We start from the raw sequence: 15,277 nt of genomic DNA, 5'->3' as shown, positions 1-15,277 counted from the left end.
AGGTCAGGTATCGGAGTCGCGCAGGCTCGGGCCTTGCCCGGAGCCGCCGCCGTCGCCACCGCGCAGCGTGTGGGCGGCGGTCGTGGCGGCATGGGTGATCTGCTGGCGGCGGTGCATCCGCTTGGCCCAGGCGGGCTGCTCCTGCTTCTGCGGGCTGGCGGCACCTTCGGCGGCCTGGCCGGGGCCATCAGTGCCACCCGATACGGCCCCTGCGCCGCCTTCGGCCTCCGCGCCGTTCCATCCGGCGCGGAAAGGGCCGGCCATCCTCTGCCCGACGGCGGAAGCACCGGATGCGGCGCGGCGCCCGGCGGCCTGCGCGCCGGTCTTGGCGACGTTGCCCATACCGGCCATCGCCCCCTTGGCGCCGCCGCCAGCGGCGGCGGAACCGGCCCGGAATGCAGCACCGGCGCTGCCGGCAGCAGAGGTCGCGGCACGCGCGCCGCTGCCGGCCAGCTTCGCGGCGGCTGGCGCCATGCGCGCCCCGGCCGCCACGGCACCGCCCACGCCGGTCGCGGCGGCACCGATGGCGACGCCCGTGCCGACAGCGCCGACAGCAGCACCGGCCATCGCGCCCGCGCCAAGCTGAGGCGCACCGGACACCAGGCCGGTGGCGATGCCGGGGCCGAAGATGCCCAGCGCCAGCAGCGCGAGCGAGGCCAGCATCACGACCAGCGCATGGTCGATGGATGGTTCATCGGGATGCGCTTGGAACTCGGCGAACAGACCCGAACCGATGCCGACGATGACGGCCAGCACCAAGACTTTGATGCCCGAAGACACCACGTTGCCGAGCACCTTTTCCGCCAGGAAGCTCGTCTTGTTCCACAGCGCGAACGGCACCAGCACGAAGCCGGCGAGCGTGGTCAGCTTGAACTCGATCAGCGTGATGAAAAGCTGCACCGCCAGCACGAAGAAGCAGAGGATCACCACCAGCCAGGCGAGGAACATCACCACGATGGGGTCGATGTTCACGAACACCTCGGGGAACCCGGCCATGTCCCCGATCTGTTCCAGAATCGGTGCTCCTGCGTCAATGCCGGTTTTCGCCAGCCGCCCCGGCTGGAGAAAATTCTCCATCGTGATGGCCGATCCGGTGGCCGTGATTCCCAGGCCGGCGAACGAGCGGAACACGATGCTCGCCAGCCAGTTGAAGTTGCCGATGATGTAGGCGAAGGCGCCGACGTAGAGCACCTTGCGCAGCAGCTTGGCGATCACGTCCTCGCCCTGGCCGGTGGCGTGGCTCATGGCCCAGTACAGTCCCGCGATCGTCATGTCGATGACGATGAGCGTGGCGGTGAGAAACGCCACTTCGCCTTGTAGCAGCCCGAAGCCCGAGTCGATGTAGCGCGAGAACGTATCGAGGAAACGGTCGATGATGGTCACGTCGTTCATGGCGTGTTCTCCGGCGAGGTGAGCGGCGCTGGCATGTCGTCGGTGGGCGTGTCGAAGCTCGGCGGAATCGGCGGCAGTTCGGCCAGCGATTCGTATTCGTCCGGCCCGGTGTGGCCGGCGAAGAAGCGTCGCCGGAAGGCTTCGGCGGCGGCGCGGCAGGCGTCCTCGCCTACGGTTTGCCGATCAGCCGCGCATTGCCCGCGTAGCTCCTTGAGCCGCACGGGGTCGGCGGCCAGGGCGTCGGCCAAGTTCTCGACCGGCTGCTGGCCGCAAGCGGTCAGCAGCACGGCCAGCAGGACGGAAGCGCATCGCATGGCCGCCCCCCGTCAGTTGTTGTAGAAGTTGACGGACTGCGGCGTGTACGGTGTGCCGGTGCCGAGGAAGCGCCGCCGCACTTCGCGGGCGCGTTCGGTCGCCGCCGCCTGCCGCGCCAGTTCCAGCGAAGCGGCCCGGTCTTGCGTGATCTGGAGCTGCTGCGCCTGGATCGACTGCTTGGCCTGCAAGGCGAGAAGCTGATTCGTCGCCTGCATGGCTTGCAGAGCGCCGGTGGCCGACTGGCTCTGGCTCACGAGGTCGGCCAGCGCACTTTCGTCTTGAGCAAGGTTTTGCGACACCTGCGCCTGCATCCGCATCGCGGTGTGCAGACCGTTCAAGGTGTTCTGCCAGCGTTCGCGGGCGTCCTGCGCCATGCGGTCGCCGCTGATGGTGGCGGCATATTGCTCCGGGTACAGGCGGGCGAACGTGGCGTCCATGCTCTGCACGTCGTAGGCCAGGCCGCGTGCCTCGGCGATCAGGCGCTCAGTGGTGGCGAGCGTCGAGCGCAGCCGGTTGACGATGTTGAAGTCCAGCTTCGCCAGATTGCGTGCCTGGTTCATCAGCATCTGCGCTTCGTTCTGGAGCTGGTTGATCTGGTTGTTGATCTGCTCCAGCGTGCGGATGGCTGTCAGCGTGTTCTGCACGAAGTTCGACGGGTCGAACACCGTCAGCGCGGACGCGGGCTGCACGGCCAGCAGCGATACCGACAGCACGGCGGCGAGCGAGACGGACAGCAAACGGGGCTTGGTCTTCATGGTGAAACCTCCAGTGGTTGGGAGTTGAGAAACGAAGCAGCCGCCGGTGAGGACGGCAGCAGGTCGGCGGCCCAGTCGAGGCCGCGATGGCGCAGCCACGCGCCGGTGAAGCCGGGGGCGCCGGCCTGCGTCAGCACGCGGTCGATGTCGCGTTGGTCTTGAGGGGTGGATGCGCCCGCGAAGGCGAGCGCCAACGGCCCCAGGTCGAGGTCGAACAGGCGGTTGCCGAGGCGCGACTGGTAGTAGTAGTCGCGCTTGGGCTGCGCGGTGGCGACGATCTCGATCTGCCGGCTGTTGAGCCCGAAACCCTCATAGATCGTGCGAATCTGCGGCTCGGTCGCCTGCGGGTTTGGCAAGAAAATCCGACTGGCGCAGCTCTCGATGATCGCGGGCGCGATGGTCGAGTCCTTGATGTCCGCCAGGCTCTGCGTGGCGAAGATGACGCTGACGTTCTTTTTCCTAAGCGTCTTGAGCCATTGCCGGATGCGGGCCGCGAAAGATGGCTCATCGAGGAACAGCCAGGCTTCATCCAGAATCAGCAGCGTGGGCGCACCATCGAAACGCTCATCGAAGCGGGCGAACAGGTAGCGCAGCACCGCTTGCACGGCGGCGGGGCTGTGCATCAGTTCTTCCATCTCGAAGCCCTGCACGTCGGCCATGCCCAGCCGGTCGCGGTCGGCGTCCAGCAGCTTGCCGTGGGCGCCGCCAAGCACATAGGGCGACAGCGCTTGCCGTAGCGCGTTCGATTGCAGCAGCACGGAAAGCCCGGTCAGCGTGCGCTGTTCCACCGGCGCACCGGCGAGGCTACCCAGCGCCGACCAGATGGCTGCCTTCTCGTCGGGGCCGACGGTCACGCCTTCGTGCAGTAGCCGGCCTTCCACCCATTCAGCCGCCCAGGTGCGGTAGCCCTCGCTGTCGATACGGGCCAACGGCTGAAAGGCGATGCCGCCATCGGCGCCGAGGTCGTAGTGTTCGCCGCCGAGGCCGAGGATCGTGGCACGCATGGAGCGGCCCATGTCGAAGGCGAAGATCCGCGAGCCGAAGTAGCGCCGGAACTGCATGGCCAGAATGGCAAGCAGTACCGACTTGCCCATGCCGGTCGGCCCGGCGACCAGTGTGTGGCCCACGTCGCCGATGTGCGTGACCAAGCGAAAAGGCGTCGCGCCATCGGTGCGGGTGACGATCAGCGGCGGGCCGTCCAGATGGTCGTTCTTCTCCGGCCCGGCCCATACTGCCGACAGCGGCATCATGTGCGCCAGGTTCAGCGTCGAGACGATGGGCTGGCGCACGTTCGCGTAAGCGTTGCCGGGGATGGACGACAGCCAGGCATCGACCGCGTTCAAGGTTTCGGGAATCGTCACGAAGCCCCGACCCTGGATGACGCGCTCCACCATGCGCAGCTTCTCGTCGGCCACTGCCGGGTCGGCGTCGAGCACTGTCACCGTGGCGGTGAGATAGCCGAACGCGACTTGATCGCTGCCCAACTCCTGCAAGGCCGCATCGGCGTCGGCGGCCTTGTTGCTGGCGTCGGTATCCACCAGCGGGCTTTCCTGCTGGAAGATCGTTTCGCGCAGCAGTGCGACGACGTTCTTGCGCTTGGCGAACCACTGGCGGCGCAGGCGGCCGAGTTCCTTTTCGGCCTCGGCTTTGTCCATGCAGAGAAAGCGTGTGCTCCAGCGGTAGCCAAAGCCCAGGCGGTTGAGGTCGTCCAGAATCCCCGGCCAGGTTGAGGTCGGAAAGCCACGCACCGACACCACCCGCAGGTGCTGGTCGCCCAGCATCGGCGCAAGGCCACCGACCAGGGCGCAGTCGGCCAGCAGCGCGTCGATATGGAACGGTACTTCGGGTACGCCGAGCCGGTAGCGCCGCGTCGAAACCGTCGCGTGCAGGCCGGTCAGCGTGTCGTCGTCATCGAGCCAGGCGATTTCCGGCATCACGCCATCGAGCAGATCGAACACGCGATCGGTTTCAGCCACGAAGGCATCGAGCCGACCACGCCAGTCCACGCCGTCGCCGGGCGAGTTCTCGTAGAGCAGCTTGGCAGCGCGGGCGCGCGATTCCTCCGGCGGGAGGAACACCATCGTCAGGTGATAACCGCTCTCGAAGTGATGGCCCGATTCCTCGAAGGCGGCGCGGCGTTCCTCGTCCACCAGCCAGGACAGCGGCTCGGGAAAATCCGAGTGCGGATAGCCCGCAGCCGGTCGGCGCTCAGCCTCGATGAACAAGGCCCAGCCCGAACCCAGGCGGCGCAGCGCGTTGTTGAGCCGCGCGGATGCGGCGATCAACTCGCCTTGCGTGGCGCTGTCCAAGTCCGGCCCGCGAAAACGTGCCGTGCGCTGGAAAGAGCCATCCTTGTTCAGCACAACGCCCGGCGCGATCAGCCCGGCCCAGGGAAGCCAGTCGGCCAGCAGCGCGGGCCGCTGGCGGTATTCGGCAAGGTTCAGCATGGCATCGTCCTCACACGTCCAGCAGCGGCTTGTGCTTGATGTGCCGGGCGAAGACCTGCATGAACTGCGGATCGACACGCGCGCCCCATACGGCCAGCGAATGGCCGACGATCCAGAGCACCACGCCGGGAATCCACAGTTGCAGGCCCAGCCCCACGGCGGCGGCCAGCGTGCCGTTCGCAATGGCGACCGTGCGCGGCGCACCACCAAGCAGGATTGGCTCGGTCAGCGAGCGATGCAGCGGCACCTCGAAGCCGGGAAGATCGTTGGCCGTGCTCATACGACGGCCCCGCCGGAGAAGCTGAAGAACGACAGGAAGAACGAGGACGCGGCGAACGCAATGGACAGACCGAAGACGATCTGGATCAGTTTGCGAAAGCCTCCCGACGTGTCGCCGAAGGCGAGCGCGAGGCCCGTGGCGATGATGATGATGACCGCGACGATGCGTGCGACCGGCCCCTGAATCGACTCCAAGATCGACTGCAACGGCCCCTCCCACGGCATCGAGGAACCGGCGGCCTGCGCCGTGCCCGCCAGGAACAGCAGCAGTGCGGCCAGCAGCAGCCCCTGCCCCGCAGGGCACGCGAGGCTGCGCAGCCGCATGAGACCGGACAGGTGGGGAAGCGGATTTACGGAAAAGCGGAAAGCATGGGCGTGTGTCATGGCAGTTCTCCAGGTTGGTCAGGGGACGGGGGAAGCGCAGCGGCGTCGGCTGCGAGCGGAAGCGGGATCAATTCGGGAAACGGCGTTTCCAGCGCGTCCGCCAGGCGATAGCCGGTGCCGTCGAAGCCGACGACACGGGCGATGGTTTCGACGTGGCGCTTGCGGCCACGTCCGGCGATGTGGATGACGACGTTGACCGCCTCGGCGATCAGCGCCCGTGGCGGATTCACTGCGACTTCGAGGATCAACTGTTCGAGGCGCAGCAAAGCGCCTAGCGCGGAACCGGCGTGGATGGTGGCGATGCCGCCGGGGTGGCCTGTTCCCCACACTTTGATGAGGTCGAGGGCTTCGCCGCCGCGTACTTCGCCGACGACGACGCGATCCGGGCGCAGCCGCATCGTGGCGCGCACCAGTTCCTGCATCGACACCACGCCCGCACGGGTGCGCAGCGGCACATGGTCACGGGCTGCGCATTGCAGCTCGATGGTGTCTTCGAGCACCAGCACGCGGTCGCCGGTGGCGGCGATCTCGGCCAGCAAGGCGTTGGCGAGGGTGGTCTTGCCGGTACTGGTGCCGCCGGCGATCAGTACGTTCTGGCGCTCGCGCACGGCGCGGCGCAGGAAGTCCGCCTGGCAGGCGGTCAGGATGCCGTCGGCCACATACTGACCCAGGCCGATGATGTTCACGGCACGCTTGCGCAGCGCGAAGGCCGGGCCGGGCGCGGCTGGCGGCAAGATGCCCTCGAAGCGTTCGCCCGTCTCCGGCAGCTCGGCGGTTAGCAGCGGCTGGCCGCGATGCACTTCCGCGCCGACGTGCGCAGCCACCAGGCGGATGATGCGTTCGCCATCGGCTTCGGGCAGTTCCACGCCCAGCGGTGCGCGGCCCGACGACAGCCGATCCACCCATAGGGTGCGGTCGGGGTTGAGCATGATTTCCACCACGTCCGGGTCTTCGAGCGCGGTGGCAATCAGCGGCCCCATTGCCGTGCGCAGCATCTGGATTCGTCGATCCAGTGAGGTTGCGGCGGACGAACGAGGTTGAGGCGGGATCTGCGGAACGGCGCTCATGAGGCCCGCTCCCGCGCTTCGGCCAGCGCCGCCGCGTCATCCATTCGCATCGGGTCGGGATGCAGCTCCTCCACCACGTCGCGCACCAGACTGCGCCCGCGCAGCAGATGGCGGCCGAGCTGTTCGACGAACTGCTCGAAACGTGCCTTGCCCTGGGCGCGAGCCGCTTCTTGATGGGCCTCGGGAACCGGCGTGCTGACGGTGAGGAAGTAGCGGATGAACAGCGCCAGCGTTTCGATCTGGATGTTCTGGTCGCGCTCCAGGCGTTCAACCTGCCGTGACAAGCGATCCAGTCGCTTGGCGATGGCGGCCTCGCGCTGGTCGCCTGCGTCCGGCGACAGCCAGGACGCCAGCGCCACCGCGACGATGGACGACTTGGACACGCCTTTCTTGGCGGCCAGTTCTTCCAGGCGCTTGGCGTGCTCGTGCTGAATGAACAGGTTGAGGCGGTATTGGCTCATAGGTCGATTCCGTCGTTGGGGTCGAGGGAAGCCAGCCGGGCCGTGCGCTGCATGGCCGGGTCGAGCTGGCCGGGAAGCGGCAGCGGCAGGTCGTCGTCATCGAGCAGCGCGAGGTCGGAAGCGTGTGCGTCCGGCTCGGGGTCGTAGGCGACCGTTTCGGAGAGTTCGGGCTGGCGGCGCAGGCCGCCGTCGTCGGCGCCGCCGGGGTCATCGGCGGATGCCGTGGCCGGCGCCACAGGCACGGTCGGGATCGCCAGGTCGCTCCAGTCGTCGAGCCGCGATGGCGGCGCGTCGGCGTACTGCCCGGCTGCCAGCGTGGGCGGCGGTAGTACGCGGCGCTTGAAGTTGGCATCGGCGTAGTAGCGCAATTTCTTCGCCTTGATCGGCGCGACGCTGGACACCATCACCACCGATTCGTCTGGCGGGAGTTGCATCACTTCGCCAGGCGTCAGCAGTGGCCGTGCGGTTTCCTGCCGCGACACCATCAGATGGCCCAACCACGGCGCGAGCCGGTGGCCGGCATAGTTGCGCTGCGCACGCAGTTCGGTAGCCGTGCCCAGGGTTTCGGAAATGCGCTTGGCCGTGCGTTCGTCGTTGGTTGCAAACGTCACGCGAACGTGGCAGTTGTCGAGGATGGAATGGTTTTGCCCGTAGGCTTTGTCGATCTGGTTCAGGCTCTGAGCGATGAGAAAGCTGCGGATGCCATAGCCGGCCATGAAGGCAAGCGCGGACTCGAAGAAGTCCAGGCGGCCCAACGCCGGGAACTCGTCGAGCATCAGCAGCAGTTTGTGGCGACGGGCGATGCCGTCGGAGCCGTCGAGCGATTCGGTCAGCCGCCGCCCGATCTGGTTGAGGATCAGCCGAATCAGCGGCTTGGTACGGCTAATGTCCGAAGGTGGTACCACCAGATAGAGCGATACCGGATGCTCGGCGGAAATCAGGTCGGCGATGCGCCAGTCGCAGCGCGACGTGACTTCGGCCACGGTCGGGTCGCGGTACAGGCCGAGAAACGACATGGCGGTGGAGAGCACACCCGACCGCTCGTTGTCCGACTTGTTGAGCACTTCGCGTGCAGCGGATGCGACAACCGGGTGCGGTGCGTCGCCCAGGTGCTTGGTCGTCATCATCCGGTGCAAGGTCAGCTCGAATGGGCAAGCCGGATCGCTGAGGAAGTTGGCGACGCCACGCAGCGTCTTGTCCTCGCTGGCGTAGAGCACGTGCAGGATGGCTCCGACCAGCAGTGCGTGGCTGGTCTTTTCCCAATGGTTTCTGCGTTCGAGCGCCCCGTCGGGATCGACCAGAATGTCCGCCACGTTCTGCACGTCGCGCACTTCATGCGCGCCGCGCCGGACTTCCAGCAATGGGTTGTACGCGGCCGACTTCGCATCGGTCGGGTTGAACAGCAGGCAATGCGAGAAGCGCGAGCGCCAGCCGGCCGTCAGCGTCCAGTTCTCGCCTTTGATGTCGTGGATCACAACGGACGCAGGCCAGCTCAACAAGGTGGGCACCACCAGGCCCACGCCCTTGCCCGAGCGTGTCGGCGCGAAGGTCAGGACGTGCTCCGGGCCTTCGTGCCGCAGGTACTGGCCGCGATGCAGGCCGAGGAAAACACCGTCGGGTTGGGTCAGCCCGGCTTTGCGAACGTCATCCGCATCGGCCCAACGTGCAGAGCCGTAGGTGGTGACAAGGCGCGATTGCCGCGAGCGCCATACCGACATGGCGATGGCGACCACAACGGCCACCAGGCCGCTGCCGCCCGCGATGGCACCGCCCACGTCGAAGACATGCGGCGCGTAGGCATCGAAGAAGAACCACCACTCAAAGAGTCGCCAGGGGTGATAGACCGGCGTTCCAAAGAAGTCGAACCACGGCGAGCCAAGGCGTAGTTGATAACCCAGGGCGGCGGCTGTCCATTGCGTTGCACTCCACACACCGGCGATCACGATGCCGAAGACGGCGGCGATCTGCCCGAACAGCACGCCCTGAGCTTGCATTGACTGGCCTCCGATTTCCCCTGCGCTGATTCCTCATCCAAACGCGGCACAAGGACGTGCCGCATAGCGCGAGGATCAGTGCCGGGTCAGTGCCGGTCAAAGACTGTTATCGGAAGCAAGATGATGAAAAAAGCATCGTTTCAGGCTGTGTAGAACCCAATAAAAACGCCGCAGGCGCGGGCGCACTGCGGCGTGTTGGCAAAGAAGAACAGTTTTTTTGCGACGGACTGGTAATCAGAACTTCGGTGGTGTTTCCGGTGGTGTGTAGGGCGTTGTTCCATCGCCATAGAATCGTTTGCGTGTGGCTTCGGCCACTCGATTGCACAGCACTTCGCCCAGCGTCGCGCGGTCGATCTTGCATTGCTGACGCAGCTCCTTCAACCGCGCCGGATCGGCGGCCAGTTCCTCCACGGTAGGCACGTTGGCCTGCTTGGGTGCCTCCGATGGGCCGCAAGCGGCCAGCAGTACGGTCAGCAGGAACGGAATGGATTTCTTCATGGCTCGATTTCATCCTGGGGGGCAGGTTCAGGTGGCGGTGCTGGCTTCACTCCTTCGGGCAACTCGATGGCCCGCACTCGCTCGATAAACCGGGACAACACTTCCGAAGTCTCGCCTTCACGCCGAAGAAGGTAGGTCATCAGCATGGGGGAGCGACCCGCCAAGGGGCGGGCCACCACGCCGGACTCCCGGCTTGCGGTGATATGCGGCCCGGAGGTCAATCCCAGGGCAAAGCCCGCAGAAACCACCACCATCATCAGATCGAGCGAGGCGACGCGCTCACAGATCAGGGGTTCCCGCCCAGCGTGGCGCAGCACCCGCTCAACCTGTCTCGCGTGGCCCTCGCACGCCTGCGGGTCGCATAACACCAATGGAAAATGCAGGACTTCATCCAAGGGAATGCGCTTGTACCTGAGCAAATGGTGTCGCGCAGGTACGGCCACCATCATCGGGTCACTCCACACTGCTTCTGCTGCAATGCCTTCCCCCACTTCATCCGACTGCGCAAAACCTATGTCGTACAGATCATCGTGCAATCCCTTGATCTGCTGTGACAGTGGCACCTCAAAAAGTCGAATATCAACTTCGGGTTCTTCCTGCCGACAGATCGCTAGCAAAGTCGGTAGACGCGATGGAGTAATGCTGTCGGATAAGCTGATGCGCAACTGCCCATGAAATCCGTTGGCCGCTGCCTTCACGCTGTCGCGGGCCTGCTGCAAGGTGCCGAAGATGCGCGGTACATGCTCCAGAAACAGCTTGCCCGCCCGCGTCAACCTTGTGCTGCGACTGGTACGGACGAACAATTGCTCACCCAGATCTTCTTCCAGTTCCTTGATGGTGCGTGACAGCGGCGACTGCTCAATATGCAGTCGCTCGGCCGCACGCGCGAAGTGGAGTTCTTCGGCAACGGCGAGGAAACAGCGCAGGTGACGTAACTCCATAGCTCAGTATCCTCGTCCAGATTTCAGCATCAGTGCGATTCGGCTCGAACTCGCCCTGCGGTCGGAGCGCGACGCAGGACCAGCAGTTGCACCAGCGTGCCCAAGGCCGCAACGATGCCCGCACCGCTGGCTAGCAAGCTTACCGGCCACTGCTGGAGCAGCAGCACGCCGCCCAGCGCCGCGCCGATGGCACTGCCCAGGTACAGCGCCGATTCGTTGAGCGCCACGGCCAGATTGCCATCGCCTTGCTGCTCGCGTGCATGGATCAGTTCGTTGTTCTGCGGCACCTGCAGCGCCCAGCCCACCGCGCCCCAAACAGCGATCGGCAGCATCACCAACCATGCGCCCAGTGCAGCCGTAGCCGGCAGCAGGAACAGCGCCACGGCCAGAATCGCCATGATCCACAAGGTCAACAGCGGCCCCTTGACCCGATCCACCAGCGGCCCGATCAGGAAGCTGCCGAGCACGCCGCCCACACCCCACACCCATAGGTAGGGCGTGGTCGAACGGGCCGGCCCATCGCCAGTGGCGGCCAGTAGCGGGGCGATGAATGTGTACATGCCCAGGCTGGCGATGGCGGCCAACAGCGACACCAGCAGGATGGCGACCACGCGGCCATCGGCCAGCAGGGCCAGCTTGGCTTTGAGTGGCGTGGCGGCTGCGGCGGGAAACACTGGCAGCCTCAGCGCCAGCCCCACCCAAGACAAGGCGCCCAACGCGGCGACCAGCCACAGCGCGGATGCCCAACCCAGGCGCTCAGCCAACAGCAGGCTCAAGGGCACGCCAAGCACGGTGCCGCTGGCCATGCCGCCCATGATCACCGCAATGGCTTTGCCACGCTGGTCGGGGACTGACAGGGCCGCCGAGGCTGCGATGCCCATGGCGAGGTAGACGCCGGCACCGATGCCCGCGATGGCGCGGAAGATCAACAGCGCAGTGAAGTTGGTTGCCAAGGCGCTAGCACCATTAGCGAGCACGAACAAACCGAGCGCAAACAACAAGCCACCGCGTTGTCGATGGGCCGGCAGCAGCGCGACGAACAGCGGTGAGCCCAGACCGTAGGCCAGGGTGAAGGCTGTCACCAGTTGCGCCGCGAGGGCGACGGGCACCGCGAAGGCTGTTTCGATCATCGGGATCAGGCCTGCGGTGACGTAGGACGCCATGCCCAGGGCGAAGGCACCGAGGGCGATGAGATAAACCGGGGATTGCGTGGGGCGGGACATAGTGGGGCTCCCAAGGGATGTAAAAGAGCGGGGACGCGCACGCGACCGTGCGCATTCCACGGTCGCGTCAGAGAGCGAGCTCGACCTGGTATTCGGCCAGCCAGGCGTTCAAGCCGATCGCCAGCTCCATGCCCATGCGGTCGTACATCGGCGACAGGTCGCCGAGCGGCTTGGCCAGGGTATGGGCGACACGCTGCCGATCAAGCAACGGCAGTACCGGCGCGGAGGGGTCAGCCAGGATGGCGGCCAGCGATTCGCGCAGGCCGCGCTCGTAGGCAGGGTCCTGGGTCGAGGGGTATGGGCTCTTGACCCGCTCGGCGATGCTGTCGGGCAGCAGGTCGCGGGTGGCGGCACGCAGGATGCTTTTCTCCCGACCATCGAAGGCCTTCATCTCCCAGGGGATGTTGAAGGCGTACTCGACCAGACGGTGGTCGCAGAAAGGCACGCGCACTTCCAGGCCCACGGCCATACTCATGCGATCCTTGCGGTCGAGTAGCGTCTGCACGAAGCGTGTCAGGTTCACGTAGCTCATCTGGCGCATGCGCCGGTTGGTCGAGTCCTCGCCGGGCAGCACCGGGGTTTCGGCCAACGCCTGGCTGTAGCTGTCGCGCAAGAAGCTGTCCATCTGCAAGGTGTCCAACAAATCCTGGGCGAACAGGGTCTTGCCGTCGAAGTATTTGCCAGTGACCGAGGTTAGCCACGGATAGGTCTGGGCCGCGATCGCCTCCGGGTCGTGGAACCAGCGATAGCCGCCGAACACCTCGTCGGCCGACTCACCGGACAGCGCCACCGTCGAGTGACGACGGATCTCCTGGAACAGGCAATACAGCGAGGGCCACATGTCGCCCCAAAACGCCGGCGGCAGATCCAGTGCGCGGACGATCTTGGCACGCAGCTCCGGGTCGGCTAGCTTGCGGCTGTCGAGCACAATCTCGCCATGGGTGGAGCCGATGCGTTCCACCAGATCGCGCACAAATGGTGCATCGGGCGTTCCCCGCACGGCGTCGCCGCTGAAGCCGCCGCCATGATCCGCGAAGTCCACCGAGAACGAACGGATATTGTCCTTACCGGCGGCCAGCAGCTTCTTAGAGGCCAGGGCAGTGATGATCGAGGAGTCGAGGCCACCGGAAAGCAGGCTGCACAGTGGTACGTCGGCGACGATCTGCCGATCGACGATGTCCTCCAGCAGATCGCGGGTGTGGCGAATGGTCTGTTCCAGCGTGTCGCCATGCTCGCGAGCCTCCAGTGTCCAGTAGCGGTGGCGCGACAGGCCGGTGCGATCCACCCGGATCATTTCACCGGGCAACACCTCGCGCATGCCGGCGAAGATGGCTTGTCCCGGCGTCTTGACCATCTCCAGGATCTCCCGCAGCCCATCTGCCGCCACCTTGCGTGGCACCAGCGGGTGGGCGAGCAGTGCCTTCGGTTCGGAGCCGAACACCACGCCGTCGTCGGTCTGGAAGTAGTACAGCGGCTTTACGCCCATGCGGTCACGCACCAGCAGCAGTTGCTGTTTGGCACGATCCCAGAGGGCGAACGCATACATGCCGTTGAGCCGCTCGACAAAGGCTGCGCCCCATTCCAGGTAGGCACGCAGGACTACCTCGGTATCGCTTTGCGTCTCGAAGCGGTGGCCGCATGCCTGAAGGTCACAACGCAGCTCGCAGAAGTTGTAGACCTCGCCCGTGTAGCTGATGACTGCGGCAGCACGCTGACCGCCGTGGTCGGCCACCATCGGCTGGCGGCCACCTTCCAAGTCGATGATCGACAAGCGCCGGTGGCCCAGGCCGATCGGGCCGCCGATCCAGATGCCTTGTGCATCCGGGCCGCGCGGTGCCAGGGTATCGGTCATGCGCTGCAAGGTCTTGCGGTGCGCCTCCATGTCATGGCTGAACGCAAGCCAGCCTGTCATTCCACACATGGTCACTCCTTTCAATGGTTAGTCGGCCTCAGCCGAGGCTTTCGAGGTCTGCGCTCGCGGGGATAAGCAGGCGTGTGCCGCCGCGCACGTAGCGGGCCAGCGGCGGCGATCCAAGCTGCTGGCCGATGCCGTCGAGCAGGTGTTGTAGGTGGATCGCGTCATCGAGGCCGGCAAAGGGTTGACGTGGCGGTGCGTCCAGCACCGCCACGCGCAGGGCGTCTTCGCACAGCCGCGACAGCTTGAGCAACGTTTCCAGCCCGGCTTCCCCAGGGGCCGTGTGGTATTCGTCCACCAGCACCTCCCGGCCGTCACCATCGCGGGTCCAGATGCGCAGTTCGTCGTGATCCCAGGCCGGGGTGTCGTAGACCAGCCGCGCGTGGAAAATCCGGCCTACCGGATCGGAAAACGAGAAGTCCACCGTGCGCTGCCGCTGGATGTTGACGAAGCTGCTGTAGCCTGCCACCACCGCCTCGCCCAGGGTGGCGGTGAGCATCACCGTGTCCGGCACCTTGGAGCCGGAGAGGGAAAAGTCCGAACCGATGCCGATCGCCTGCCGCACGCACAGCGTTTCGTCGAGCGCACCAATCCACTGCACCAGGTCCAGAGCGTGAATCACCTCGCTGCTCACGCCGCAGGTGGGGCGGTAGTCGTTCAGCCTATCCTTGCCCCAATGAAAGCTGGCGCGGATCAGCGACCAGCCCTGCTGGGCCACCCGTTCTTTCAAGCGTTGCGAGGCGTACGAATAGCGTTCCACCAGGTCCAGCGCGAAGCCTTGGGCTTGCGCCAGTCCGGTGCAGACGCGCGGCCAATCATCTCCTGGAGCCGCCAGCGGTTTCTCGCAGAGCACGAAGCCATCGAACCCGGCTAGGTCGCGCAAGATGCCCACATGCCCGTGGTCGTTGACGCTGACTACCACCATGTCCGGGCGGAACTCGGCCAACGCCCGGGGGACGTCGGAGTAATACGACAGGGTTTCGCCGCTGCGTTCACGGCGTGCCACGTAGGCCATGTCGAGTGGCAGATCCAGCTTGCCGGCAAGATGATGAAACGCGCGACGGTAGCGCTGGCCGGCATAGCCCAGGCCAACAATGAGCAGCTTCATGGTCGACCTCCGACGAAGCTCAGCAGGCCTTCCGGGCTGCGTGCGAAACCGAGCTTGCGGTACAACGCTTCGGCGGCCGGGGTCGTCTCCAGCAGCACCTTAGTCGCACCGTGTCCGGCGAACCATTGCAGCAGCTCGCGCATTAGCCGCTCGGCAATACCCTGGCGCCGGCAGGCGGGCACCACCACCACCGACTGCACCCAGCCGCACCAGCCGGTCAGACCATCCGGTGCGGGTGGGCGTCGGTCTATAAGGCCGGTGGCGCAGGCCACGACCTCACCTGCCTGTTCGGCGACGACGATCCGCACTTGCGCGTCGCCGGGCAGCATCTGGGCCAGCCATTCTTGATAGGCGATCTTCCAGCGTCGGCTTTCATCGGGCGTGCGACTCACATAGCTCGCCTCGGATGCGCCATCGAGCAAATTGGCACGCAGCGCTACCAGCGCGTCGATGTCCGCCAACGCAGCCGGGCGAACCGTCCAGGCAGTCTTTGGCATA

15 protein-coding genes are annotated in these 15,277 nt (G+C 65.8%); all 15 read right to left on the bottom strand.

Features of this window, described 5'->3' with window-relative positions:
• Positions 1 to 3: 3 nt before the first annotated feature.
• Entirely contained in the window at positions 4 to 1,392 is a 1,389-nt protein-coding gene (gene trbL, locus YS110_01160) for a P-type conjugative transfer protein TrbL (GenBank protein ID UJB63470.1), read from the bottom strand.
• Complete coding sequence (locus YS110_01155; GenBank protein UJB63469.1) at positions 1,389 to 1,706, bottom strand: hypothetical protein; 318 nt, start codon at positions 1,704 to 1,706, stop codon at positions 1,389 to 1,391. The genes trbL and YS110_01155 overlap by 4 nt, the downstream gene beginning before the upstream one ends.
• Before the next feature lie 12 nt (positions 1,707 to 1,718).
• Positions 1,719 to 2,462 (bottom strand): P-type conjugative transfer protein TrbJ, encoded by a 744-nt coding sequence (gene trbJ / locus YS110_01150; GenBank protein ID UJB63468.1) that lies wholly within the window; start codon positions 2,460 to 2,462, stop codon positions 1,719 to 1,721.
• Positions 2,459 to 4,909, bottom strand: a complete 2,451-nt coding sequence (locus YS110_01145; protein UJB63467.1) for a conjugal transfer protein TrbE — start codon at positions 4,907 to 4,909, stop codon at positions 2,459 to 2,461. The genes trbJ and YS110_01145 overlap by 4 nt, the downstream gene beginning before the upstream one ends.
• Positions 4,910 to 4,919: 10 nt before the next feature.
• On the bottom strand, positions 4,920 to 5,189 hold the full coding sequence (locus tag YS110_01140) for a VirB3 family type IV secretion system protein (GenBank protein UJB63466.1): 270 nt from the start codon (positions 5,187 to 5,189) through the stop codon (positions 4,920 to 4,922).
• Positions 5,186 to 5,572 (bottom strand): TrbC/VirB2 family protein, encoded by a 387-nt coding sequence (locus YS110_01135; GenBank protein ID UJB63465.1) that lies wholly within the window; start codon positions 5,570 to 5,572, stop codon positions 5,186 to 5,188. The genes YS110_01140 and YS110_01135 overlap by 4 nt, the downstream gene beginning before the upstream one ends.
• Positions 5,569 to 6,639 carry a P-type conjugative transfer ATPase TrbB gene (gene trbB / locus YS110_01130; GenBank protein ID UJB63464.1) on the bottom strand — a complete coding sequence of 357 codons (1,071 nt, stop codon included), beginning with the start codon at positions 6,637 to 6,639 and terminating at the stop codon, positions 5,569 to 5,571. The genes YS110_01135 and trbB overlap by 4 nt, the downstream gene beginning before the upstream one ends.
• Positions 6,636 to 7,100 carry a CopG family transcriptional regulator gene (locus YS110_01125; GenBank protein ID UJB63463.1) on the bottom strand — a complete coding sequence of 155 codons (465 nt, stop codon included), beginning with the start codon at positions 7,098 to 7,100 and terminating at the stop codon, positions 6,636 to 6,638. Before YS110_01125 ends, trbB begins: the two co-directional genes overlap by 4 nt.
• Entirely contained in the window at positions 7,097 to 9,094 is a 1,998-nt protein-coding gene (locus YS110_01120) for a conjugal transfer protein TraG (GenBank protein ID UJB63462.1), read from the bottom strand. Before YS110_01120 ends, YS110_01125 begins: the two co-directional genes overlap by 4 nt.
• Positions 9,095 to 9,328: 234 nt before the next feature.
• Entirely contained in the window at positions 9,329 to 9,592 is a 264-nt protein-coding gene (locus YS110_01115; GenBank protein ID UJB63461.1) for an EexN family lipoprotein, read from the bottom strand.
• Positions 9,589 to 10,533 carry a LysR family transcriptional regulator gene (locus tag YS110_01110; protein UJB63460.1) on the bottom strand — a complete coding sequence of 315 codons (945 nt, stop codon included), beginning with the start codon at positions 10,531 to 10,533 and terminating at the stop codon, positions 9,589 to 9,591. Before YS110_01110 ends, YS110_01115 begins: the two co-directional genes overlap by 4 nt.
• A gap of 29 nt (positions 10,534 to 10,562) precedes the next feature.
• A complete protein-coding gene (locus tag YS110_01105; protein UJB63459.1) occupies positions 10,563 to 11,756 on the bottom strand; it encodes an MFS transporter in 1,194 nt (397 codons plus the stop codon).
• Positions 11,757 to 11,823: 67 nt separating this feature from the next.
• Positions 11,824 to 13,677 (bottom strand): asparagine synthase (glutamine-hydrolyzing), encoded by a 1,854-nt coding sequence (asnB, locus tag YS110_01100; protein ID UJB63458.1) that lies wholly within the window; start codon positions 13,675 to 13,677, stop codon positions 11,824 to 11,826.
• A gap of 28 nt (positions 13,678 to 13,705) precedes the next feature.
• Positions 13,706 to 14,779, bottom strand: a complete 1,074-nt coding sequence (locus YS110_01095; protein ID UJB63457.1) for a Gfo/Idh/MocA family oxidoreductase — start codon at positions 14,777 to 14,779, stop codon at positions 13,706 to 13,708.
• The gene (locus tag YS110_01090) at positions 14,776 to 15,276 is read right to left on the bottom strand and encodes a GNAT family N-acetyltransferase (GenBank protein UJB63456.1); all 501 of its coding nucleotides are present in this window, start codon (positions 15,274 to 15,276) and stop codon (positions 14,776 to 14,778) included. Before YS110_01090 ends, YS110_01095 begins: the two co-directional genes overlap by 4 nt.
• Position 15,277: the final 1 nt, after the last annotated feature.

This window comes from Acidovorax sp. YS12, from assembly GCA_021496925.1.
Lineage (GTDB): Bacteria > Pseudomonadota > Gammaproteobacteria > Burkholderiales > Burkholderiaceae_C > Paenacidovorax.
The sequence above is the reverse complement of the archived record's forward strand: the minus strand, read 5'-3'. Positions and strand labels throughout refer to the sequence as shown.